The sequence below is a fragment of the Mesorhizobium sp. B2-3-5 genome, from assembly GCF_006442395.1.
GTDB lineage: Bacteria > Pseudomonadota > Alphaproteobacteria > Rhizobiales > Rhizobiaceae > Mesorhizobium.
The window spans coordinates 60,853-84,127 of the sequence record NZ_VFVX01000017.1 but is presented as its reverse complement, the minus strand read 5'-3'; the positions used below and the strand labels follow the sequence as shown (position 1 = coordinate 84,127).

Here is a 23,275-nt window from a genome sequence, read left to right as displayed (position 1 = left end):
GCAAGTCGACGGCCTATCAAGCAAGGAACCCAGGAGAATCGTATGAGCGACATATTGAAGGGCAAGGTAGTTGTCGTCACCGGCGCGTCTAGCGGCATCGGCCGAGCAATTGCCCTCAAGGCGGCACAACACGGCGCGAAGGCCGTGATTGTCTCCGACGTGACCGAGACACCACGCGAAGGCGGCGCGCCAACCGCGCTCGATATCGAAAAGCTGGGCGTGTCCAGTCTTTTCGTGAAAGCCGACGTCAGCAAGCGGGCAGACAATGATGCGCTGATTGACGCGGCCGATACGTTCGGCGGCGTTGACGTCATGGTCGCCAACGCGGGAATCACGCTCAAGACAGACGGACCCGACGTGGCGGAAGATGACTACCGACGGCTGATGTCGGTGAATCTCGACGGTGTACTGTTCGGATCCCAGGCAGCAGCGCGTCAGATGAAGGCGAAGGGCAAGGGCGGTAGCATCGTGCTGATGGCCAGCATGGGCGGAATCCACGGGGCCGGAATCACAGTCGCGTATTCCACCAGCAAGGGTGGCGTCGTCTTGATGGCGAAATCCCTGGCGGACGCGCTCGGTCCCGATGGCATCCGCGTGAACGCGGTGGCTCCGGGGACCATCGACACGGTGCTGCTTCGGACCAGTCCCGGTATCGCCGAGGCGTCCGAAGGCTTTCGCAAACGCACCCCGCTCCGTCGTCTTGGTCAACCCTCCGAGATAGGTGATGCAGTCGCCTTCCTGGGCTCGGATCTGTCGAGCTACATCACCGGCATTGCGCTTTTCGTGGACGGAGGGCTTCTTTCGGTACTCTGAGGTCGTCCTCTCATTTCCATTCCATTGCCGCCTCGACCCAAGTGGAGAGGCGTTTGCCTAGAGCATGATGCCGAAAAATGTGAAGCGGTTTTCGGACGACATCATGCTCTAACTTTTTGATTTAGAGACGGATTCGGATTTCAGGTCGACTCGACCTGAAATCATCCGGCTCTAGGGGTCAAGAGACGTGCTTGCCTCCATCCGCAATGGCTGGGGCAATCACGTGCCGGCGGTCACCTGCCGCGCAAGTCGCCGAACTGCGAGAGAAGACCGACTCGACCAATGATCAGTTCATCATCCTGAAAATGTAGTGGTGGTCCACTTGCCAATGCCTGCCAGCAGCAAAACTCTGCCCCTTCGCGTTGCCGTCCTCCTGCTGGCCGCAGGCCTGGTGTTCCTTTTCACCATGAATTGGAACGTCTGGATCGGCTCCGCCAGGACACAGAGCACCGACGACGCGTATCTTGAATCGGACATAACGCCGCTTGCGGCCAGGGTGAGCGGCTATGTGCGCTCCGTTGCGGTCAAGGATTTCCAGCGCGTGAAGGCGGGCGACCTTCTCGTCCAGATCGAAGACGATGACTACAGCGCGCTGGTGGATCAGTCCGAAGCGAATGTCGAGGCCGGCAAGGCGGCGATCGCCAACATCGAAAATCAGAAAATCCTGCAACAGGCCTTCATTCGTCAGGCGGAAGCCACCATCGCCGCAACAGAGTCGGATGTGTGGCGCTACGAGCGGGATTCGAAGCGCTATCAGTCTCTTCTCACCACGGACGCTGTCTCGCATCAAGCCGCGGAGCAGGCGCTGAACAGCTACAGCCGGGCTACCGCGACGCTTGATCTCAACCACGCGCAGCTCGATCAGCAGCGCCAGCAGTTGAAGGTGCTCGATACGCAGCAACAGCAGGCCGAAGCGACTCTGAAGGCCCAGCAGGCCGCTTTGGCGCTGGCGCGCTTCAATCTCAGTCATACCAGGATTCTCGCACCCGTCGACGGGATGGTGGGCCTGCGCCAGGTGCGGCCTGGGCAGTATGTGGGTATCGGCACCCAGGTGATCTCGATAGTGCCACTTCCCGACCTGTGGGTGGTGGCGAACTACAAGGAGACGCAATTGACGCGTGTCCGCGCCGGGCAGCTGGCAACGGTGACAATCGACAGCGTTCCCGGCGTCGTTCTAAAGGGTCGCGTCGAGAGCTGGTCACCCGCCACCGGATCGAGATTCAGCCTGCTGCCGCCCGACAACGCGACAGGCAATTTCACCAAGGTGGTGCAGCGCATTCCGGTGAAAATTATCCTCGATCACGACAGTTCGCAGCTCGAGCTCCTGCGTCCGGGGATGTCGGTGACCGCGACTGTCGACACGGGCGGCGCAAGCGAGGACGGCCGGGCGGCGGCGGACGGCCTGCCATGACGGACGTCAGCTTCGGCTTGTCACGATCGGTCTCGACCTCACCGTCTCTCGCACCCCACGGGAACGCATCGTCCACTCCCGCTGTTTGCGCCCGGCCTTATATCGGTATCCTCGCTGTGCTGATCGGCTCGATCATTTCCACGCTTGCCGGGCGTATCACGACCTTCGGGCTTGCCGACATTCGCGGTGCCCTCCACGCCGGTGTTGACGAAGGCGCGTGGATCAGCACCGCGCTGACCGTCGGGCAGATGATGATGGGACCGGTCGCGGTATGGCTCGGCGGCACTTTTGGTGTGCGGCGCGTCCTTCTCGGGGCCACCGCGGTCTTTACCCTCCTGTCAGTGCTCATTCCCTACTCCGCGAACCTACCCATCTTCCTCACGTTCTATTTTCTGGGCGGACTGTCTTCGGGAACATTCATTCCACTGACGCTCAGCTTCGTTCTGCGCAATCTGCCGGCGCACCTAGCGGTCTACGGCATTGCCGCCTATGCGATGAACACCGAGTTGTCACTGAACATCTCGGCCTCGATCGAGGGGTGGTTTATCGAGAATCTGTCATGGCGTTGGATTTTCTGGCAGAACGCCATAATCACGCCGCTGATGATGCTATGCGTCTGGTTTGGCATCCCACGGGAGCCGATCAATCGCGACTACCTGCGAGGGGCCGACTGGTTCGGCCTAGTCTATGCCAGTGTCGGATTCAGCTTGCTCTATGCCGCGCTCGATCAAGGCAACCGGCTCGATTGGCTGAACTCGGGACTGATTTGCGGGCTGCTCCTGGCCGGATTTCTGCTGGTCATCGCCTTCGTCATCCATGAGCTTCGCCATGATCAGCCGCTGATCAATCTGCGCTTCGTCGCATCCGGGAACATTCCGCTCCTGGCCGCGCTTTTGATCGCGTTCAGGTTTGTCCTGCTTTCAACGGCGCTGATTATTCCGCAATATCTGGCGACGGTGCAGGGCTTCAAATCGCTCCAGACGGGCGACGTGCTGTTATGGATCGCGGCCCCTCAGCTTGTGCTTGCCCCCTTGATCGGCAAACTGCTTAAGCATGTCGACGCCCGGCTTCCCCTCGCGGCGGGTTTCGTGCTGATCGGCGTGGCGTGTTTCATGGCCACTGGCCTCACGCAGGATTGGGCAAGCGACGACTTCCTTCCGTCCCAGATCGTGCAGGCAATTGGCCAGTCGCTTGGTTTCATATCCCTGATCTGGTTCTCCACCAGACACATTTATCGCGGCGACGCCTTTACCTTCGGCGCTTTCCTGCAAACGTTCCGGCTCTTCGGCGGGGAGCTCGGCGTTGCCTTCATTGGGACGTTCCTCAGGGTGCGCGAGCAGTTCCATTCGAACCTGATTGGCCTCCACGTAGCCGCTGGCTCCTATCTCACCGACCAACGGCTCGACCAATACAGGGCCGCGGTCACCACCCGGTCGGTGGGGCCAGATGAAACCAATGCGCGGGCCGCGGCTCTTCTGGCACGCGTCGTGCAAACGCAATCCAACCTGCTGTCCTATATCGACGGCTTTGTCGTGATCGGATTTTCCACGGTCGGCTGCCTTGCTCTGATCGCTTTGCTCCGATCCCCGCCCGCGGAATAGCGCCCATAGGCTGAAAGCTGTTCGCCTAGCATCAATCAAGCGAGGCATAGACAACCGCAAGTGGGGAACGACAGAAGCCCTATCGTCGGCCGCACTCTCATCGGCTCGCTTTTCCTCCTTTCCGGCGCGAGACTACCCGCAACTTCCATCGTTACCGCGATGGCGAAGCGAGAGGGGCAAAGGAAGTCCGGATGCAGCGATCATTTCGACTGTAGCTGCGGGTGCCCCGAGCTTCGCGACGCTCATCGCAGGCTATCGTGCGCGCATCGTCGCCGCTGTCATGGCGCTGTTCACGATCGCGACCGCGTTTCATTCCAACCTGGCGGATCAAAACGAGTTTCCTCACTTCTTCAAGAACATTGCCATTGCCGGTGGACTTCTTCATGTCGTCGCCTTCGGCGCTGGCCGCCTTAGCCTCGACGCGCATCGGCGCTGACAGACAGTCTGCCGCGCATCGGCTCGTGGCAATGCAAGCGTGGCATGCCTTGGTGAAACAGACGCGCCGCGCCGGCAAAACTCCCGACTTCGAAGACGGTCAAAAGGATCCGCAGCTGGTCAAGGGCCGGCATACAAAGCCCTGAGCGCATATCGAATTCCTCGAACGTAACAACCGATATTATGCCGGTTTTCTGGGAAATGCAGCGGGCGTAGATCTTTCCCATCGAACATGGCCGGCACGTCGGCATCGGTGAGGAACAGCAATATGACCCAGTGGCGCGCCGATGGTGGAATCATGTTCGGGTTTCAGGCTTGGCTTGCGTTGCCGCAGGCGCCGATGGGGCGAAGGCCCGTGACAGCTCTGAACGCTAAATCGAGGAGATTCCAGTGACCGACAATCTCAACCGCAGTGCCAAGGACATCGTTCGCCGTAACACCGAAGAGGTGCAAGGCGGAGGGAATTGGGCTCTGTTCAATGAACTTTTTTCGGACGACTTCTTCGATCATACACCTCAGCCCGGCGGCACCCGCGACAAGGCCGGCGTCCTCGTCCTCTACAAGCGCTTGCGCGAGGCGTTCCCGGATTTCACGCCAGAAATCCATTGGCAGCGCATCGACGGTGACGTGGTCACCACCTTCAAGACATATCATGGCACGCATCGGGGAAACTTCCTCGGCGTCGCCGGCACCGGCAAGAAGGTCAGCTTCGAGACCGTCGATGCGATGCGCGTCGTCAATGGCAAGATTACCGAGCACTGGGGCGTCGCCAACCTCTACTCCGCCATGCAGCAGTTGGGCGCGATCGCTCCGCTCCCGCAAGCCTGACGGGGGAAGGCATGAAGTCTCTTATCGCATTGATCGCAGGGTCGTTGCTCGCTGCTCAGGCGAGCGCGGCGCCCCTGTCCAACGACCCGAAACACATCGCATCGCAATGGTACCAAGCGTTTGCACGCCATGATGCAAAACTGCTTGAGAGCTTACTGGCGTCGAGCTGGGTCGACATCCCGTCGCCACCGGGCACTCCACACGGTCCCGAAGCTGCAAAAGCGGCTATGGCGATGCTTGTGGGAGCATTCCCCGATTTCGACATCAAGATCGATGACGTTATTCAAGAAGGAAACAAAGTCGTCGTGCGATCGACCATCACTGGAACGCAGCGCCAGATTTTTGCCGGTCTGCCCGCAACCGGCCAATCGATGAATATCCAGGCTGTCGACATCCACGAAATCGAGAACGGCAAGATCGTTCGCACATGGCACACCGAGGACTGGATGACCGGTCTGCGGCAACTGGGCCACCTGCCTCGATAGGAAATCGAGATCACAAGGACAAACGCCATGTCTGCTGTCATCCGTATACGCCGCACTGGAGACCCGTCGGTTCTCGTTCTTGAGGAGGATGCGGTCGGTGCCCCCGGTCGAGGTCAGGTCAAGCTTCGCCAGGACGCGATCGGCGTGAATTTCATCGACACGATGTTCCGTTCGGGAGCCTTTCGATCGGAGTTACCCTTCGTACCCGGAGTCGAGGCCGCCGGCGTTGTCGCGCAGACGGGCCCAGAGACGGACGGCTTCAAGGTCGGCGATCGAATTGCCTATTTCTTTGCACCCGGCGCCTATGCCAGCGAGCGGCTTATCGACGTCGCGCCTCTTGTGCATCTGCCGGACGACGTGCCTGCCGAAATCGCGGCGGGATTACTGACGAAAGGCATAACGGCGTGGCTGGCCGTCAAAAGGCTGCATGAAGTGCGGCCGGGCGACACGGTTCTCGTTCAGGGCGCAACGGGTGGCGTCGGCTCGTTGGTTGCGCGCTGGGCCAAAGCGTTGGGCGCGATCGTCATCGCCGTTGGCTCAAGTGCCAAACTTGGGCGCATTTCGGCCGACGCGGATCATGCCCTTGCGTCCGATCAGGCCAACCTTCCTGACCGGATTCGCGCCATCGCCCCCAAAGGCGTCGACGTCGTCTACGAATTCGTCGGCAGGGCAACGTTTGCGGCCTCGGCTGGCGCGGTTCGGAATGGTGGAGCAATTTTCACCATCGGCGCTTCTTCAGGCCCTCCGGATATCGATCAGCAGGCACTCGCCGCGCGCAACGTCAAGATCGGCCAGGCGAGCGCCGCCGCGATCGTGAAAGGCTCAATGCTGGCCCAGGCGGCCACCGAAGTCTTTGATCAGTGGAGGGACTGCATCTTCGGGGAAATCGAGCTTCATCGCTACCGGCTGGCGGAGGCGGCGCAGGCGCACGCAGACTATAGCACTCGCAGGATCGGTCCAAATCCGATCCTCCTACCTTGAGGGCGCCCCGGCCAGGGAGCAACATTGCCTGCATCAGCCGGCAGGTCGTCCAACGCCGCAAGAGCGGTGGAGCACTCATATTCAGAACGTCAATCAAACCCAACACGGAGAAGTCTCATGACCATCCTCGTCATCGGCGCTACCGGCAATGTCGGCAGCCAAGTCGTCGCACAACTCGTCGGGCGCGGTGCCGACGTGCGAGCACTTGTCCGCGATCCCGCAAAGGCCAAAGTCCCAGCGGGCGTCACCGTCGTGCGGGGCGATCTGCTCGACGTCGATTCGGTGCGCGGTGCGATATCCGGCGTCTCGACGCTGTTCCTGGTCAACGGCGTGGTTGCCGACGAGTTCACACAGGCGCTGGTTGCCCTCAACGTGGCTCGTGAAGCCGGCATCGAGCGGATCGTCTACCTCTCTGTGATCCATAGTGACCTCTATGCGAACGTGCCCCACTTCGCGGGTAAGTTCGGCGTTGAGCGGACGATCGAGCAGATGGGCCTCAACGCCACGATCCTGCGCCCGGCCTACTTCATCAACAACGACGTCGCCATCAAGGACGTGATCACCGGCCATGGCATTTACCCGATGCCGATCGGCAGCAAGGGCCTGGCGATGGTCGATATACGCGATGTCGGCGAGATCGCGGCGATCGAGCTGGTCCGCCGCGAACGGGCCTCCATGCCGCTTCCGCTCGATCGTATCAACGTCGTCGGTCCCGACACGCTGACCGGCGAAGACGTCGCTGCCATCTGGACCGAAGTGCTAGGCCGCACGATCTCCTTCCCCGGCAACGATACCGCCGGCTTCGAGCGGAACTTTCGCCAGTTCATGCCGAGTTGGATGGCGTTGGATATGCGCCTGATGGCCGAGCGCTTCATCACCGAAGGCATGGTGCCCGATGCGGGCGACGTCGAACGCCTCACCAAGCTCCTGGGACGCTCCCTGCGGTCTTACCGCGACTTCGCCTCCGAGATCGCGGCGTCGGCCTGACAGCGATGGCACCGTGCGATCCAAAAACGGAGAATACCAACTCGGCATCGCCTTGATCGATCTGGACGCGTCGGCATAGGCCTTGGAATTTCAACTCCAACTCGACAGGACCGTTTCCATCTCAACGGTTTCAACCTGCTGTGCGAACCTCTGGTGATAGACTGTCATGAGCGCATCGTGCGTCGCATCCGAAGAGCTGCACAGCGCGTCTGTTACCAGCACGACGCGATAGCCGATGTCGATCGCGCCAAGGACGGTGGCCAGGACGCAGACATCCGTCTCGCCGCCGGTTACGACGAGTGTATCGATCCGGCGCCTTGAAAGCAGCGCTTGAAGATTGCCCTCCGGCCATGGCGAATAGACGTGCTTGTCAACGACGACCGCTGGCGGGCAATGGATCGCCAGTTCGGGCAGGAGCTTGATCATTTCGGGGCCAACGTGGTCGATCGTCATTGACGCCCACCGTTCATAGTAGCGCTTCCATGAACCGACGCCATGCCCCGGTTTTTGTGCCGGCAGGAAACGGGTGAAAACCGTCTCGGCAGCTCGTCTTTCAACAAGCTCGACGATGCGAGGAAGGACGCGGGAAATCCACGGCGTTGCCCATTGCGAGGGTTCCGCGAACAGCCGCTGCATGTCGACACAGAGATGGACACATCGGTCGCCCAAGGGGCCGTATGCCAAGCCCGGCGCCGACATCAAGGCACACTGATTTCGAAAAAATCCGCGCCGCGCCCGCGCAATGCGAAATTGGCGGCAGGTCGGTCTGCGCGCGATAGCAAAACCCTGTTCAAATCCGGCGCTCCAGCTTGGGTTGGTGCCGGACAACGCTATGCGTTCGAACTCGTTCCTCTCGTCGAAACCACATCCTGCGTCGGACGTTCAGCTGCAGCGACCCTCGAACGGCAGGATCCAAATGACAGGTGCGGAACGAAATGGGGGATGTCTATGCGGCAACATTCGTTACCGCGTCACATCCCAGCCGCGTGTCCATTACTGCCATTGCGATATGTGCCGCCGCGCGACCGGCAGCGCCTTCGCGGTGCTGGGCTGGGTGCCGTCGGCCAGCCTTTGGTGGCTCAAGGACAAACCATTTCACCGCCGGTCATCGCCGATCGCGCAAAGAGGTTTTTGCCGCGATTGCGGATCTCCCATCACATTGGCTTACGACGCATCGCCGAGTGAAATTGCCCTGCATATCGGAACGTTCGATGATCCCTCGGATCTCACACCCCATTACAATTACGGATCGGGCCAGCGGCTAGGCTGGATCTGCTGCGGGATCGATCTGCCGCACCACGACAGGGAAGAACGATGGTAGTCGCCATCAAAAACCCGTTTGCCCTGCCTCTGGACACGCCTCCAATGGAAGCCAAGGCTGCCGACACGCTTCCGCACGACGACGGTGGTTGGCAGTACGAGCCGAAATGGGATGGCTTTCGCTGCCTTGCTTTCAAAAACGCGGAGACTGTCGATCTGCGCGCGAAATCGGGTAAGCCGCTTGGCCGGTATTTTCCGGAGCTGGTGGCGATGCTCGGCGAGATCGAAGCCCACGATTTCGTTGTCGATGGTGAAATCACGATCGAAATCGACGGACGTCCTTCCTTTGACGCGCTGCAAATGCGCTTGCATCCGGCTGAAAGCCGAATTCGCAAACTGAGCGTGGAAACTCCTGCCCGGTTCATCTTATTCGACATTCTGGTCGCGCCGGGCGGCAAGATCTTGCTCGACCATCCGCTGACAGAGCGACGCGCTGTCCTCCAAGACTTCATAGCCGGGGCGCCGCGCGCCGCATTACGGCTGTCGCCCTGCACCACCGATGCAACGGTCGCCGCACGTTGGCTGCAAGAAACCAGCCACGGCTCGACCGACGGCGTCGTTGCAAAACCGCGCGCTGAGCCCTACCGGCCGGGCGAACGCGCGATGGTCAAGGTGAAACGGCTGCGCACGGTCGACTGCGTGGTCGGCGGGTTCCGCTATCTGACCGGCAGCAGGGAGGTCGGCTCCCTCCTGCTCGGCCTTTACAACGACCAAGGCGAGCTCGACCATGTCGGCTTCACATCAACGATCGCCAGGGACGACCGGGCTGGACTCACCAGAAAGCTCGAAAAGCTGCGCGGCGGTGCTGGTTTTACCGGGAAAGCGCCGGGCGGCCCGAGCCGCTGGAGTACGGAGCGCAGCGGCGAGTGGGAGGCGGTGCGGCCGGAACTTGTGGTCGAGGTCCGGTTCGACCATGTCACCGGCAATCGGTTCCGGCATGGAACCAAGCTGTTGCGGTGGCGGCCGGACAAGGCCCCGCGGCAGTGCACGTTTGAACAGATCTATTGATGGAGGCGAAGATGAGCATGCTTTTTCGAGCGGCGAAAATCGCGGAGGAAGCGCACCAGGCGCAGACCGACAAGACCGGGCGGCCATATATCGAACATTGCAGGCGCGTTGCGGATGCAGTCGAAACGCTTGATCAGAAGATCGTCGCCTATCTGCACGATGTCCTGGAAAAGGGCGAAGGCTGGACACCGCACCACCTGGAAGAGGCAGGCTTTAGTCCTGCGATTGTTTCGGCCGTCGACGCATTGACGAAACGGGATGGCGAGGACGACGCCGTTTTCGTGCGCAGGGCCGCGTCGAACAGATTGGCATTACCGGTCAAACGGGCGGACCTCAACGATAACCTATGGCAGGTCCGCCAAACGGGTGCCTCGACCGCCAAATACGAGGAAGGTCTGCGCATTCTCTCCGAAGAATTCGCCACGCGACCTGGCGTTTGAAAGCAAACAGCCCGACCTTCTCGCGCTCTCGTCGAAGGCGAACAGCCATTGCGCTTCTTTGTGATTTGAGCCGGAACAACCCGCACGGTCGCAGGTTATCGAAGGACTTCACCCGCCAGGTGAAGGCCTCAACACAATCCATGGGAGACCAATCATGGCGACTGCCAAGAGAGCGACGAAAGCGGAAACGAAGGGGCTTGAAGCCCTGTTCCTCGATGGCCTCAAGGACATCTACTACGCCGAAAAGAAAATACTGAAAGCGCTTCCGAAAATGGCCAAGGGCGCCGAGGCCGAGGAGGTGGCGGCGGCGTTCGAAAAGCACCGGACGGAAACCGAGGGCCAGGTCGATCGTCTCGAGCAGATATTCGACCTTCTCGACAAACCGGCGCGGGGCAAGACATGTCCGGCCATTGACGGCATTCTCGAAGAGGGGGCGGAGATCCTCGAGGATTATGGCGGCGCTCCAGCGCTTGACGCCGGCCTCGTGGGCGCCGCGCAGGCCGTGGAGCACTATGAGATCGCCCGCTATGGCACGCTGATCGCCTGGGCCGAGCAGCTCGGCAAGAAGGATATCGTCCAGCTCCTCAACCAGACGTTGGAAGAGGAGGTGGCGACCGACGAAGCCTTGACCGAACTTGGCGAGGGCGGCGTCAATGAGCGTGCGTTGCAGCAAGCCGCGTGATGCCTGATTTTGCCCCGGCGCAAGGCGCCGGGGCAAGCACCGAAAGGCGCAGGATTGGAGGATGAAGATGGCCCCTCGCGACAAACGAGCCGAAAAGGACCAGACGGACGCTCCGTCAATCGCGCAACAGGACTGGGATGCCATTAAAGGCGCAAAGATTCTTCCCGACAGCGTTTCGGACGATGATGACGAGCCGTCCGACATCGAGAAGGACGGCGAGTTGCCGGAAGAAGACGACGACAACGCCTACCAGAACAGCGATGAAGCCTTGCCGGATGACGACGAGGAACGCGCGATCGGACGTGACCCGTCCAGGGAGGGCCGGCGGTTCGACGAGGAATGAAGGCAAGGCCGGCCAGAACTTTTTGTCTGGCCGCCATTTCCGCTGCGGACGGCATCCGCCGCGAGTGGGGCGAGTTCAGCCCGCCACTCCCGGATAATTTTCGGCCTTGAGCAGCTTGGCCAGATGGGCCGCGTTCGACGCGGCCATCTCGATCATCTCGACGACGGCCTTCGGCGTCCCCGGCAGGTCGACATAGTTGGTGTCGCTCATCGCTTCACCAACCCAATAGATGCCGCCATTGGCGGGTACCGTGAAACCAACATCGTTCAGCGCCTGGAAACAAGCAGCATGGCAAGCATGTGCGCCATCCTCGTTGCCGACGATCGCAACCAGCGCCACCTTGCCGGCTGCCGGCATCCGGCTTCTGTTGTCGGTCTCGGACAGAAACGCGTCCATGCGTTCGAGAACGCGCTTGGCGACGCTCGACGGCTGGCCGAGCCAAATCGGCAGGCCAAGAATGAAGATATCGGCATCGATGATCTTCCTGCGTAGTTTTGGCCAGTCGTCATCCTTGCCCATGTCCGACAGCACACCCGGCTTGATGTCATGATCGAGCGCGCGGACGATCTCGCCCTTCACGCCGTGCGGTACCATCGCCGCCAGCAAATCCGCCAGCAGCCGGTCGGTCGATGATTTCTCGGTGCCGTCGGAGTTTTTCAAAGTGCAGTTGAGAGCAAAGGCGGTAAGTGACATCGGGCAAATCCCTGGGTTTCCAGCCCAACGCACGGGATGGCGTGAAGTTGCCGCCGATATGGTTGGCCTCATACTCGCGGCTATTGCCCGACCAAAGTCAGCCCAAACAGAATTACCAGCCACAGCCCGACAGCCGCGACGACGAGCCTCGGAAGACCTTTGCTTGTCAAATGCATGAACAACAGGGCAATCACTGCTGTCTTGGCGGCTGCTATCGCGAGGTTGATAGCGGAATTGAACCCGCCGAGATCGACAAAGGACGAACCCACGGTCAGCCCCAGCAGGGTCAGAAGTCCGGCATAAGCGAAAGAAAGTTTTCGAATTTCGCCCATCGTTCCGTCACCCTCGGTTGATCAGATAGAGGATCGGAAACAGGAAGACCCAGACGATGTCGACGAAATGCCAGTAAAGACCGACGGCTTGTATCCGGCGAGCCCTGCCGGCTGGATTGGCATGAGACCACAACGCAAGCACCCCGGCGATAGCGAGAATGCCCGCAATCAGATGCAGGGCATGCAGGAAGGTCATCGCGAAATAGAGGCCGAAGAAGAATTCGGCGTGAACGGGGTCCGGTCCGGTATAGCTGAACGGCGCGCCGAGAACGGGCGCCAGCCCCTCGCTGAACTCCTTGCTGTATTCGACCGCCTTGACGGCCAGGAAACCAAGTCCGAGCAGAGAGGTCGCCGCCAGCGACCAGATTGCCGCGCGCCAGCGACCGCCCGCCGAATACATATGCGCCAGCGCGATCGTAAAACTGCTGGTGATCAATATGGCCGTGTTCAGCGTGCCTAGCTGAAGCGACAGATGTTTGGATGCCGCTGCGAAGGCAGCGCCATAATTCATATGCGCGATGAGAAAAACCAGGAAAATGGCGCCAAATAGCATCGCCTCGGAGCCGATGAAAACCCACATGGCCAAGGTGTCGGCTGCGCTCTCGCGCGATGCGTTGTCGAAGGCGATGCTCTGCGTCTGGCCACTCACTGGCCCGCCTCCAGATGCGGGCTGAAGCGTTCATGCTCCAGCCCCTTCATGTCGTAGGCGTAGGCCGGCCGCGTCACCACCGGCATCGTCTCGAAATTGTGCGGCGGCGGCGGCGAACTCGTCTGCCACTCCAAGCCGGTTGCCTGCCATGGATTGTCCGGGGCCCGCGCGCCGCGAAACAGCGACCAGGTGAGATAGAACAGCGGCAAGAGATAGCCGATGGCCAGCACGACGGCGCCCGCCGACGACAGCACGTGCCAGAATTGGAACTCCGGCGGGTAGGTGTGGTAGCGCCGCGGCATGCCGAGGAAACCCAGGACATATTGCGGGAAGAAGGTGAGGTTGAAACCGAGAAACGTGACTGTCGCCGCGATGCGCCCCCAGGTCTCGGAATACATGCGGCCGGTGAGCTTCGGCCACCAGAAATGCAGGCCGGCCATATAGGCGGTCACCATGCCGCCGACCATGATGTAGTGGAAATGGGCGACGACGAAGTAGGTGTCGTGCACGTGGACGTCGATGGCGAGAGCCGCCAGGAACAGGCCGGCCAGGCCGCCGAAAGTGAACAGCGCCAGGAAAAACAGCGCATAGAGCATCGAGGTCTCGAAGCTGATCTCGCCCTTGCGCAATGTCAGGCTCCAGTTGAAAACCTTGATCGCGGATGGGATGGCGACACAGAACGACAGGAACGAAAACACCACGCCGGCATAGGCCGATTGCCCGCTGACGAACATATGATGGCCCCAGACCAGGAAGCCGAAGACGGCAATCGCCATCGAGGATAGAGCGACCGCCTTGTAGCCGAACAGCGGCCGGCGGCTGAAGCAGGGCAACACTTCCGACACGACACCCATGCCGGGCAGGATCATGATGTAGACCGCCGGATGCGAGTAGAACCAGAACAGGTGCTGGAAGAGCAGCGGATCGCCACCAAGCCTGGGGTTGAAGATGCCGATGCCGAAGACGCGCTCCAGAACGATCAGGATCAGCGACGCGGCGAGCACCGGCGTCGCCAGCACCATCACCAGGGCCGTCGCATACATCGTCCAGACGAAGATCGGCAGCCGGAACCAGGTGAGGCCCGGCGCGCGCAGCGTGTGCACGGTGACGATGAAATTGATGCCGGTCATGATCGTCGAAAACCCGACAATGAAGACGCCAAGGGCAGCGGACGAGACGAACCCGTTGGCATAGAGCGTCGACAGCGGCGTGTAGAAGGTCCAGCCAGTGTCGACGCCGCCGGCAACGACGGAGAACAGCGCGAAGAAGCTGCCAAAAATGAACACATACCAGCTGGCAAGGTTGAGGCGCGGGAAGGCAAGATCGCGCGCGCCGATCATCAGCGGCAGCAGGAAATTGCCGAGCGTCGCCGGGATCGACGGCACCAGGAAGAACCAGACCATGATGATGCCGTGCAGCGAAAACAGCCTGTTGTAGACATCATCGGTGACGAGATCGCCGGCCGGCGTCGCAAGTTCGATGCGGATCAGGACGGCGAAGGCGCCGCCAAGGAAGAAGAAAGCGGTCAGCGAAACGAGGTAAAGCCAAGCCACCCGCTTATGGTCCGTCGTCAGCAACCAGGCGCGCGGGCCGCTGCCTTCGCCCAGATAGCTTGCGGCCGTTGCGGAACTGCTCATCGGACTGCCTCGTTTTTTGCCGACTCCCGAGGTGAAAGCGACTTGAGATAGGCGAGCAGCATCTGCAGTTCCCCCTCGTCGACCAACCCGTCGAAACTCGGCATCACCGGTTCGTAGCCGGCGGCGATCTCCTTGTTGGGGACAAGGATGGAATCGCGCAGATAGCGTTCGTCGGCGATCACCGTCTGCTGGTTGGCCAACGCCACCGGCCGGCCGAAAATACCCGCAAGCGAAGGCGCCCTGACCTTGCTCGAATTGCCGTGGCAGCCCGAACAGCCAAGCGCTTGGAACAGCTTTTCGCCGCTCGCTGCCAGCGTTTCCCCCTCGCCTTGGCTCTCCAGCCAGGAGGCATACTGCTCCGGCGCCATCGCGGTCACCCAGCCGCCCATTTCGGAGTGCTGCGTGCCGCAATACTGGGCGCAGAACAGATGGTAACGGCCTGGTTCCGTGGTGATGAACCAGACATGGGTGGTGCGCCCCGGCACGGCGTCCTGCTTGACCCTGAAGGCGGGAACGAAAAACGAGTGGATGACATCCTGCGATGCCAGGGACACCACCACGGCTCTGCCGACCGGCACGTGCAATTCGTTGATCTCGCGCTGGCCGCCGGGATGGCGAAACTCCCACATCCACTGCTTGCCGAGGCCGGCGATCTCGATGGCATTCGGCGGCGGATGGTCGCGGCGGACAAACAGCACGGCGCCCCAGCCGAAAAAGATGAAGGCGATGACCAGGCTGGCGATGGTCCAGGTCAATTCCAGTGGCAGGCTGCGCGCTCGCTCCCCGGTACGGTCGGCAGGCGAACCGACGCGGTATTTGACGGCATAGCCGACCACGAGAAAGGTGAGCGAGAGACCAAGCGCGATGGCAAAGGCGAGCAACGTATAGAACAGAACATCGACGCTGCCCGCGGCGGACGACGCTTGCTGCGGAAAAAACGGAATGCCGAAGCTCATGCGCGCCTCCCGCGCATCAGCAGCAGGATCGTCATTGCGAGTCCAAGAACCGTCACGATGCCCGCCACCTTCAGGGCAGCCCAGATCGCCGGCGTGTACTGGCCTTTCGACGTGTCGAAGCCGGCACAGAGCAAAAAGACATGGTCGGCGATCGAGCCAAGCTTGCCCGCGGACGCCTCGACCAGTGCCAGTTCGAGATCGCGCGGCGTGAAGGTCAGCGCCGGCAGCACCTGCGCTATGCGGCCTGCCGGCGTCAGCGCAATGATGGCGATCGGATGAACGAACTGGTCGATGCCGGCGCGTCGGTCGAAGGCAATGCCGGCTTGCGCGGCAAGAACCGCGCCGGCGCCGTCAGCACTGGTGAGGAACCGCCACGAAGACAGTCCATCGCCAGCTACAGGCGCGATCGCGGCCTGCACGTCGGCAGCATCGCCGGTTGTTTCGGCAGCATCGATGGAGACGAACAGCGCAAGGTAGCTTGCCGGACTGAGCGATATTTTCTTCAGGTCCGAGGCAACCGCTTGTTGGGTGACGCCGCAAAGATTGGGGCATTTGTCATAGCCGAAGATAAGCAGCGCGGGGCGCCCGCCGAGCGTTTCGCCGAGCGTCCGCTGTTTCCCGGCCACATCGCGAAGCGACCGGCCAAGGTCGAGTTGCGCGCCGATTTGCGGATCGAAGGTCGGGCGCTCGGCCGCGATGGCCGGCATGGCGATGAGCAGACCCAGTGCAACAAGCCAGCCCTTCATGGACCATCCCCGCCATTGTCCGATGCCGATCCACGGCAGCGATCCGCCTGCGGCGTGCGCGGCACGCCCTCTGCAAGCAATGGACAATTGCCGCCGCCGGTCGTTGCTGTCTGCTGGCCCCAATCGGGCAGGCCATGGCTGGCGAGCGCCGACATCGCCTCGTCGATCGGTATCCGGGCAATGCCGGCGGCGCGATCGACCCAGCCAAGTTCCTGCAATTCCCGATCCTCTTGCGCTCGGAAACCGGCGAGATCGCTTTCCGGCGCCGGCTGCAATGCCGGACTTGCCTGATTGGACAATGTCGAAGCGCCAGGCGGCGGCCAAAATGGCGATGTGTCGAAGACGAGCCGGATGGCGATTGCAGCTACGGCCAAAAACAACAGCAGCCCGGCACCAAAACCGAGCAGCGCGCGCGGCCAGACATCGCGTTTTTCGGGGTGGCGGGCGACCTTAGCCATGTGCAGGCCTCCGCCGCCAGAGAGCGATCACGTCGGGTCGCTCAGCCAAGAAGAACAGCAGCGCCAGCCAGAGTCCGCCGGCGCCCGCCATCGCTGCCAGATCGCACCAAAGCTCCTGCGCACTGCCATTGAAAAGCGCCGGCCGGATCCGCCAGAAAATATCGATGAAGTGACCGGCAAGCACGATGCCGGCGAGCCCGAGCAGACCTGCATGGCTGCGCTTTACATCCCGGCTGAGGAAAGCGGCCAGCGGCAGGGCGAACTGACCCGCGATCAGAAGCCAGAGCAGATACTGCCAGCCATGGCTGCTGCGGATGACATACCAGTGGATCTCCTCCGGCAGGTCGCCGCCCCAGATCACCAGCCACTGCATGAAGGCGAGATAGGCCCACATCAGCATGAAACCGAACGCCATGTTGGCGACATCTTCGCTCAGTGCCACGTCCTCCTCGCCGCCAGGCAGGATCTCGATGGCGCGCTTTGCCGCGAGCATGATCATGGCAAGGGCGAAGGCGCCCACCACTTCCGAGGCTGCTTCCAGGAAGGCGTAGATGGTCGAGGTGAACTCCGGCTCGAGCGACAGCATCCAGTCGATGGCGAAGACCGTGACCGCCACACCGTGGACAATCAGCCCGACGGCGCAACCTTTGCCCGCATCCCGACGATCCCTGCTTTCGTCCTCCGCTGTCCAGCCGAGCACAAGCCACGCCAACGAAAGCCAGATCGCGGCACAGACCGCGAAACGCAGCAGGAAAAACGGGACGTTCAGATAGGCCAGTTTCTCGCGCACCGTCTCGGGCAGCGCTGCCCCATCGGTGCTTGCCCAGGGAAAGATGAGGTCGAGCCGGAGCAGCACCGGCAGGAGAAAAAGCAGGCCCAGCGGCAGTGTCGCCACCAACGCGCGCAGCGGCTGGCGGACCGCCTCGCCCCACCGCCCGCCGGTCAGCCCATGCACCATCAATATGGTCAGCGCGCCAAGTGGCAAGCCGAGCAGGAAAAGCGCCGTGGTGAGCCAGGCAGCCAGCATCGCCCGGACATCGGCAATCCCTTCTGCCCCGCAGGACAGCAATCCTGCTGCCGCGGCGGCCAGCGCCAACCCTGTACAACGATCGACGGCAAACCGCATCATCGCGCCGCCTCCGCCTCGAGCCGGGCGCGCAGGCGTTCGGGAAGCCCGGCAACGGGCGCGTCCCGCGAATACTGCAAGGCCCTGACATAGGCGACGATCGCCCAGCGATCGGCAGGCGCCACACGCGCGGCATAGGAATACATCGCACCATAGCCGTCCGTGATGACATCGTAGACGTGTCTGTCGGTCGCCTTGCGCAGGGCGTCCTGGTGATAGGAAGGTGGCGCCGGAAAACCGCGCTGGACGATCATGCCGTGGCCGTCGCCGGTGCGGCCATGGCAAGGTGAACAGAAGATGTCGAAACGCTGCCGGCCGCGTTGCAGCAGCGCCATCGTGATCGGATAGGGGAAAGTATCGGGCACCGACGAGAGATCGGCGTCGCGCGCGACCGTTCCCTTGGCCGGCATTCGCGCCGACATGCCGTCGGCGAATTGGTCACTTTTCGCGAGCGGATTGTAGCGCGGCTGGTCTTCCATATCCTGACGGCAGCCGGCGAGGAGCATGGCAGCCAGAAGCAGGGCGAACCGCGCCTTCACGCTTCCACCTCCTCGACGCTTTGCGCGCCCAGCCGCGTCAGTTGGCCTTTGGTCACCCCTTTGCGGAATTTCGGATCGGCGGCCTCGATGAAGAGGTAGAACTTGCCGCCGCGCGCATAGCTGAAGCTGCCGGCGTTGAACACTGGATGGTAATATCGCGGCAGCCGGTTGGCGCTGAGCAAGCCGACAAAACCGGCCAGGGCCGCTCCCAGTATCGCAGCCTCGAAGGCGATAACGGCGAAGGCCGGCCAGGAATGCAGCGGCCGGCCGCCGACATTGACGGGATAGTCGATCTCGACCGAGTAGAGGATCAGTGCGTAGACCAAAACCGCGCCCAGAATGCCGCCGCCAAGAACGACCCAGGGCAGGCGCGATTTTGGCATGCCGAGTATTTCGGCCAGCCCGCGCACCGGGAAGGGCGAGAAGGCCTCCATGCGCCGGTAGCCGCGCGCGCGCATCGTGCGTGCCGCTTCGATCAGCGCTTCGGGATCGGCGAACACCGCGATGATGCCGTGCAGGCTCATGTCGCCTGTGCCTTTTCCTCGGCCAGTTCCTCGACCTCGAAGATGGTGATGGCAGGGAGAATGCGGATGAACAGGAAGACGAGCGCGAAGAAAGTGCCGACCGAACCGAACAGGATGCCGAAATCGAGCCAGGTCAACGACTGCTCGCCCCATGACGATGGCAGGTAATCACGGCTCGGCCCGGTGACGACGATGATGTAGCGCTCGAGCCACATGCCGATGTTGATGACCAGCGCAATCGCGAACAGCAGCGGCATGTTGAGGCGCACGCGCCGGAACCAGAGCAATTGCAGCGCGCCGCAATTGCAGGCCAGCATCACCCAAAACAGCGGCGCGTAGGGGCCGAAGGCGCGCCGCCACATCATCGCGCGCTCGTAGGGCTCGCCCGAATACCAGGCGAAGAAGGCTTCCGACGCGTAGCCGTAGATGACGATCATGCCCGCGGCGATCATCAGCTTGCCGGCATTGTCCATGTGCTTGAGCGTGATCAGGTCCTCGACCGAAAAAGCCCAGCGCAGCGGAATGGCGATGGTGAGCACCATGGCGAAACCGGAGAGCAAGGCACCGGCGACGAAATAGGGAGGGAAGATCGTGGAGTGATAGCCGGGCGTGATTGCGAAGGTGAAATCGAGCGCGACGATCGAGTGCACCGAAACGACCAAGGGCGTGGCCAATGCCGCCATCAGGAAATAGACCGTCTGATAGCGCGCCCAGTGGAAGGCCGAGCCGCGCCAGCCAAGCGCCAATATGCCGTAGAAGAGCTGCCCGGCGCGCGACTTCGCCCTGTCGCGCAGCACGGCAAGGTCGGGCAGCAGCCCCATGTACCAGAAGAGCAGAGAGACGGTGGCGTAGGTAGAGATCGCCGCGAAATCCCACACCAGCGGACTTCGCCACTGCGGCCAATGCATATGCGTGTTTGGCAGCGGCAGCAGCCAGTAGAAGAACCAAGGCCGTCCCAGATGCAGGATCGGGAAGAGACCGGCCATGGCGACCGCAAACAGCGTCATTGCCTCGGCGAAGCGGTTGATCGAGGCACGCCATGGCTGGCGCAGCAACAGCAGCACGGCCGAAATCAATGTGCCGGCATGACCGATGCCGATCCACCAGACGAAATTCGAGATCATCGTGCCCCAGGCGACAGGGATGTCGATGCCATAGGCGCCGACGCCGACCGAGATCAGGTAGGTGATGGAGTAAAGGAAGACGAGCACCAGGAGAAAGCAGAAAAAGAACGCTGTCCAGAAGTGGCGCGGCAGCCGGCCATCCAGCACGATCGCGCCGATGCGCCCGCTGATTTCGGGAAAATCATGACGGCCGCGCAGCACGGCCGTGCTCCTGGCGGCCGCCTCAGCCATCGGTCTTCTCGCCCGGCTGAGCAAGCTTAGGGTTGCTGTTCCTGATCTTGCCGAGATAGGTGGTGCGCGGCCTGGTGTTGAGCTCTTCGAGCAGCGCATAATTATGCGGCGCGCTTTTCTCCTGGACGACCTTGGCGGCCCTCTTGTTCTGGTCGCCGAAGGTTATGGCTCGTGTCGGGCAGGCCTGCTGGCAGGCCGTCACGACCTCGCCGTCGGCAATGTCGCGGTTTTCGATCTGTGCCTGGATGCGCCTGGCGCTGATCCGCTGGACGCAATAGGTGCATTTTTCCATCACGCCGCGCGAGCGCACGGTGACGTTCGGATTGTGCACGGCCTGCTCGGGGCCGGCCTCGTCCTTGTCGAAAGATTGGTGGTCGAGGAAATTGAAGCGCCGAACCTTGTACGGGCAGTTCTGCGAACAGTAGCGGGTGCCGATGCACCTGTTGTAGACTTGTGCGTTCAAGCCGTCATGGGTGTGCACGGTCGCGTTGACCGGACAGACCACCTCGCATGGCGCTTTCTCGCAATGCATGCAAGGCACAGGCTGGAAGAACAGATCAGGCGTATCGACCGGGCCGGAATAGTAGCGATCGATACGCAGCCAGTGCATCTCGTGGCCGCGCGCGCATTCGTCCGGGCCGACAGTCGCGATGTTGTTCTCGGACTGGCAGGCGGACACGCAGGCCATGCAGCCGATGCAGGCCGACAGGTCGATCGCCATGGCCCAGGCCTCTTCGTCATAGTTCCAGTCGGGGTAGAGCGACTCCGTCGGTATGCGCGGAACGCCCTCACGGACAAAGCCTGGGTTCTCGCGGAAACCATCGAGCGAAGTGTGCCGGATGATGGCACGGCCTTCCATCGCCTGGTGGTGCTGTGTGGTGATAACCTCCGCCTTGCCCTCGCGAGCGACGATCATGGCGCCAGCGGCTACCCAATTCGCGCCGCTGGTCCGCAACCGGAATGCGTCGTAGCCATGAGCAAGCGTCGCGACCGAGCCGATCTTGCGCCCAAAGCCAAGGGAAAGCGTCACCGTGTCGTCCGGGTGCCCCGGCGTGATCCAGATCGGGGCATCTATGTTGGAGGTGCCTTGCGCGATGTTTATGATCCCGCCGTTCTCGAGCTTCAGCCGCTCGGCGCTCGCAGGCGACATCAAGGCTGCGTTTCCCCAGACGAGTTTGGTCAGCGGCCGAGGCAGCTCCTGCAGCCAGGAGGCGTTGGCGTAGCGCCCGTCGCGCAGCCAAGGATCGGCAACGAAACGGATATCGAAGCCGTTCGCGGTCACCGGGTGGTGCTGCAACCCGCCGAGATCCGGCGCCATTGTGATCGGCACTGGCTTGGACGCGCTGTCCAGCACAACGCCGTCGCGCAGGGCCTTGCGCCAGGCTGTGTCGTCGAGGGCTTTCCAGGTCTGGCGGACCAGCGCCAGCGCATCGGCATCGAAGCGGCCACTGAGAGCAGCGAGAATCTCATGAATGGTCTTGCCGCCGAAAAGCGGTTCGATAAGCGGCTGCACGATCGAGGCGGCGCCGTCATAGGCACGACTGTCGCTCCAGCTTTCGAGCTCATGCGCGGCCGGCACGTGCCAGTGGGCATGAAGTGCCGTTTCGTCCCTGCAAAGGCCGAAGTGGATGAGCAGCTTCAATTCGGAGAACAATTTATGGACGTCGAGATCGGACGGCGCGGTGTGCAACGGGTTTGCGCCGAGCACCACGACCGTATCGACCGAGCGGTCGGCGATCGCGCTGCAGAGTGCCGCCAGATCGCCGTCGGAGCGAACCTCATCCGGCGACTCGATGAATTCCACCGTGTTGCCGAGGGATCCAAGCTTTGCATTGGCGGCAAGAGCGCAGGCATGCACGAAGGCGCTTTGATGCGAGCCGGGCACGACCAGCGCCTTGGCGCCGGCCGCCCGCAAATCCTGCGTCAGCGCCGCCATCCATGCAGGATCGACAATAGAAGGCGTCGAATTTGCTTGATCGCCCAGCACAGCATCCAGTGCAGCCGCAACAGCCTCGATTTCGCTCGGCCGCATTGCGAGACGATGGTCGGCGGCGGCTCCCGTGATGGTCGGCGTCGATTCCACCGCATAGAGCCGGCTCATGCTGTCGTTTGGGGCGCGCACCCGCCGCCGCGCGGCGAAATCGCGCGCATAGGCAAGCCGGCCAGGCCCCTCCCCCAGGAAATCCGCGTCGAGGCTGAAGATCGTCTCCGCGCGGTCGAAACGGTAGACGGGCATCAACGCTTTACCGAACAGTGCCATCGATGCCTGAGCGCCAGCAGTCGTTGCAAGTGGATCGTGACGGAAGATCTTCAACCGCGGATATTGTGCCCGCAGGGCTTCGACCTGGACCTTCGCTGTCGGCGACGTCGTCGCTTCCATCAGCACGGCCGCGCCCAGGCCGCCCGACCCAGCCAGCCTGGAAGCGAGCGCCGCCATATCCCCGAGGAAGTCGCCGTAGGCCGCCGGCTCGCCATCCTTCAGCGGCGTGCGGGAGCGGTCGGGATCAAACAGGGTGAGCACAGCCGCCTGCATGATGGCATCGGTGGCACCGCGCGAGGCTGGGTGGTCGGGATTTCCCTCGACCTTGGTCGGGCGTCCCTCATGACTTTCCACGACGGCGCCGATGCCGAAGCCGTCGCTTGAAAGCGTCGTTGCATAATAGCGTGGCTTGCCGGGAACGACATTTTCAGGCTGACGCACATAGGGAACGATGCTCCGCGCCTCGCTGCAGGCGGTAAGCCCGGCAAGCGACAGCGAAGCGCCCATCACTTTCAGCATCGTGCGCCGGTCGATGCGGCTTGGGAGGCGGTCGGCCAATGCCGGGAATTCGGCTTCGACGAAGCGCAGGAATTCAGCTGTACGGGCAATCTCGTCGAGGCTCCGCCACATGTCACGGCCGCTCGAAAGTTGCTCACGCAAGGCGGC

Annotated in this window: 26 protein-coding genes and 1 pseudogene; 13 read left to right on the top strand and 14 right to left on the bottom strand. The window is 62.0% G+C overall.

All coding sequences use genetic code 11. The annotated features are described in order from the left end of the window. The first annotated feature begins 42 nt into the window (after positions 1-42). The 4 genes and pseudogenes from FJ958_RS19640 to FJ958_RS32055 all read left to right on the top strand — a co-directional run. Positions 43-813, top strand: a complete 771-nt coding sequence (locus FJ958_RS19640) for an SDR family oxidoreductase (RefSeq protein WP_348642211.1) — start codon at positions 43-45, stop codon at positions 811-813. A gap of 328 nt (positions 814-1,141) precedes the next feature. Then, complete coding sequence (locus FJ958_RS19635) at positions 1,142-2,224, top strand: HlyD family secretion protein (RefSeq protein ID WP_140744829.1); 1,083 nt, start codon at positions 1,142-1,144, stop codon at positions 2,222-2,224. Beyond that, the gene (locus tag FJ958_RS19630) at positions 2,221-3,825 is read left to right on the top strand and encodes an MFS transporter (RefSeq protein WP_140744828.1); all 1,605 of its coding nucleotides are present in this window, start codon (positions 2,221-2,223) and stop codon (positions 3,823-3,825) included. The genes FJ958_RS19635 and FJ958_RS19630 overlap by 4 nt, the downstream gene beginning before the upstream one ends. 241 nt (positions 3,826-4,066) lie before the next feature. Beyond that, positions 4,067-4,261 (top strand): annotated as a pseudogene (locus FJ958_RS32055) (DoxX family protein); the annotation flags it as partial. Here the strand turns inward: FJ958_RS32055 and FJ958_RS31820 are convergent. After that, positions 4,236-4,487 carry a hypothetical protein gene (locus tag FJ958_RS31820; protein ID WP_210243459.1) on the bottom strand — a complete coding sequence of 84 codons (252 nt, stop codon included), beginning with the start codon at positions 4,485-4,487 and terminating at the stop codon, positions 4,236-4,238. The pseudogene FJ958_RS32055 and the gene FJ958_RS31820 sit on opposite strands and share 26 nt — an antisense overlap. Positions 4,488-4,650: 163 nt before the next feature. Here FJ958_RS31820 and FJ958_RS19615 point away from each other — a divergent pair, with 163 nt between their 5' ends. The 4 genes from FJ958_RS19615 to FJ958_RS19600 all read left to right on the top strand — a co-directional run bounded on the left by FJ958_RS19615 (position 4,651) and on the right by FJ958_RS19600 (position 7,541). Then, positions 4,651-5,088, top strand: a complete 438-nt coding sequence (locus FJ958_RS19615) for an ester cyclase (protein ID WP_140744827.1) — start codon at positions 4,651-4,653, stop codon at positions 5,086-5,088. 11 nt (positions 5,089-5,099) lie between these two features. Then, positions 5,100-5,573: an ester cyclase gene (locus FJ958_RS19610; RefSeq protein WP_140744826.1), complete on the top strand. Its 474-nt coding sequence runs from the start codon at positions 5,100-5,102 to the stop codon at positions 5,571-5,573. A 27-nt stretch (positions 5,574-5,600) separates the two neighbouring features. Next, positions 5,601-6,554 carry a zinc-binding dehydrogenase gene (locus FJ958_RS19605; RefSeq protein ID WP_140744825.1) on the top strand — a complete coding sequence of 318 codons (954 nt, stop codon included), beginning with the start codon at positions 5,601-5,603 and terminating at the stop codon, positions 6,552-6,554. Between the two features lie 117 nt (positions 6,555-6,671). Beyond that, positions 6,672-7,541 (top strand): NmrA/HSCARG family protein, encoded by an 870-nt coding sequence (locus tag FJ958_RS19600; RefSeq protein ID WP_140744824.1) that lies wholly within the window; start codon positions 6,672-6,674, stop codon positions 7,539-7,541. Between the two features lie 90 nt (positions 7,542-7,631). On the opposite strand, the gene FJ958_RS19595 is transcribed toward FJ958_RS19600, so the two are convergent. Continuing rightward, positions 7,632-8,240 (bottom strand): isochorismatase family cysteine hydrolase, encoded by a 609-nt coding sequence (locus tag FJ958_RS19595; protein WP_140744823.1) that lies wholly within the window; start codon positions 8,238-8,240, stop codon positions 7,632-7,634. A gap of 217 nt (positions 8,241-8,457) precedes the next feature. Here FJ958_RS19595 and FJ958_RS19590 point away from each other — a divergent pair, with 217 nt between their 5' ends. From FJ958_RS19590 to FJ958_RS19570, 5 genes are all read left to right on the top strand, one after another. Continuing rightward, positions 8,458-8,862 (top strand): GFA family protein, encoded by a 405-nt coding sequence (locus tag FJ958_RS19590; protein WP_181176445.1) that lies wholly within the window; start codon positions 8,458-8,460, stop codon positions 8,860-8,862. Then, positions 8,856-9,869, top strand: a complete 1,014-nt coding sequence (locus tag FJ958_RS19585; protein WP_140744821.1) for an ATP-dependent DNA ligase — start codon at positions 8,856-8,858, stop codon at positions 9,867-9,869. Before FJ958_RS19590 ends, FJ958_RS19585 begins: the two co-directional genes overlap by 7 nt. An 11-nt stretch (positions 9,870-9,880) precedes the next feature. Next, the gene (locus FJ958_RS19580; protein ID WP_140744863.1) at positions 9,881-10,309 is read left to right on the top strand and encodes an HD domain-containing protein; all 429 of its coding nucleotides are present in this window, start codon (positions 9,881-9,883) and stop codon (positions 10,307-10,309) included. Positions 10,310-10,463: 154 nt separating this feature from the next. After that, the gene (locus FJ958_RS19575; RefSeq protein ID WP_140744820.1) at positions 10,464-10,991 is read left to right on the top strand and encodes a ferritin-like domain-containing protein; all 528 of its coding nucleotides are present in this window, start codon (positions 10,464-10,466) and stop codon (positions 10,989-10,991) included. 61 nt (positions 10,992-11,052) lie between these two features. Continuing rightward, complete coding sequence (locus FJ958_RS19570; RefSeq protein WP_348642210.1) at positions 11,053-11,334, top strand: hypothetical protein; 282 nt, start codon at positions 11,053-11,055, stop codon at positions 11,332-11,334. Between the two features lie 75 nt (positions 11,335-11,409). On the opposite strand, the gene FJ958_RS19565 is transcribed toward FJ958_RS19570, so the two are convergent. The 12 genes from FJ958_RS19565 to FJ958_RS19510 form a co-directional block, all read right to left on the bottom strand. Then, the gene (locus FJ958_RS19565; RefSeq protein ID WP_140744819.1) at positions 11,410-12,027 is read right to left on the bottom strand and encodes an NAD(P)H-dependent oxidoreductase; all 618 of its coding nucleotides are present in this window, start codon (positions 12,025-12,027) and stop codon (positions 11,410-11,412) included. An 80-nt stretch (positions 12,028-12,107) separates the two neighbouring features. Then, positions 12,108-12,359, bottom strand: a complete 252-nt coding sequence (locus FJ958_RS19560) for a cytochrome C oxidase subunit IV family protein (RefSeq protein ID WP_140744818.1) — start codon at positions 12,357-12,359, stop codon at positions 12,108-12,110. 7 nt (positions 12,360-12,366) lie between these two features. Then, complete coding sequence (locus FJ958_RS19555) at positions 12,367-13,008, bottom strand: cytochrome c oxidase subunit 3 (RefSeq protein WP_140744817.1); 642 nt, start codon at positions 13,006-13,008, stop codon at positions 12,367-12,369. After that, positions 13,005-14,645 carry a cytochrome c oxidase subunit I gene (ctaD, locus tag FJ958_RS19550; RefSeq protein ID WP_140744816.1) on the bottom strand — a complete coding sequence of 547 codons (1,641 nt, stop codon included), beginning with the start codon at positions 14,643-14,645 and terminating at the stop codon, positions 13,005-13,007. The genes FJ958_RS19555 and ctaD overlap by 4 nt, the downstream gene beginning before the upstream one ends. Continuing rightward, positions 14,642-15,601, bottom strand: coding sequence for a cytochrome c oxidase subunit II (coxB, locus tag FJ958_RS19545; RefSeq protein ID WP_140744815.1), 960 nt, complete (start codon positions 15,599-15,601; stop codon positions 14,642-14,644). The genes ctaD and coxB overlap by 4 nt, the downstream gene beginning before the upstream one ends. Then, positions 15,598-16,347 (bottom strand): SCO family protein, encoded by a 750-nt coding sequence (locus tag FJ958_RS19540; protein WP_140744814.1) that lies wholly within the window; start codon positions 16,345-16,347, stop codon positions 15,598-15,600. The genes coxB and FJ958_RS19540 overlap by 4 nt, the downstream gene beginning before the upstream one ends. Then, positions 16,344-16,805, bottom strand: coding sequence for a hypothetical protein (locus FJ958_RS19535; protein ID WP_140744813.1), 462 nt, complete (start codon positions 16,803-16,805; stop codon positions 16,344-16,346). The genes FJ958_RS19540 and FJ958_RS19535 overlap by 4 nt, the downstream gene beginning before the upstream one ends. Further along, positions 16,798-17,934 (bottom strand): hypothetical protein, encoded by a 1,137-nt coding sequence (locus FJ958_RS19530; protein ID WP_140744812.1) that lies wholly within the window; start codon positions 17,932-17,934, stop codon positions 16,798-16,800. The genes FJ958_RS19535 and FJ958_RS19530 overlap by 8 nt, the downstream gene beginning before the upstream one ends. Beyond that, entirely contained in the window at positions 17,931-18,470 is a 540-nt protein-coding gene (locus FJ958_RS19525) for a cytochrome c (protein WP_246679659.1), read from the bottom strand. The genes FJ958_RS19530 and FJ958_RS19525 overlap by 4 nt, the downstream gene beginning before the upstream one ends. Then, a complete protein-coding gene (locus FJ958_RS19520) occupies positions 18,467-18,994 on the bottom strand; it encodes a DUF3341 domain-containing protein (protein WP_140744811.1) in 528 nt (175 codons plus the stop codon). The genes FJ958_RS19525 and FJ958_RS19520 overlap by 4 nt, the downstream gene beginning before the upstream one ends. After that, complete coding sequence (nrfD, locus tag FJ958_RS19515; protein ID WP_140744810.1) at positions 18,991-20,349, bottom strand: NrfD/PsrC family molybdoenzyme membrane anchor subunit; 1,359 nt, start codon at positions 20,347-20,349, stop codon at positions 18,991-18,993. Before nrfD ends, FJ958_RS19520 begins: the two co-directional genes overlap by 4 nt. Then, positions 20,342-23,269 carry a TAT-variant-translocated molybdopterin oxidoreductase gene (locus FJ958_RS19510; protein WP_181176444.1) on the bottom strand — a complete coding sequence of 976 codons (2,928 nt, stop codon included), beginning with the start codon at positions 23,267-23,269 and terminating at the stop codon, positions 20,342-20,344. Before FJ958_RS19510 ends, nrfD begins: the two co-directional genes overlap by 8 nt. Positions 23,270-23,275: the final 6 nt, after the last annotated feature.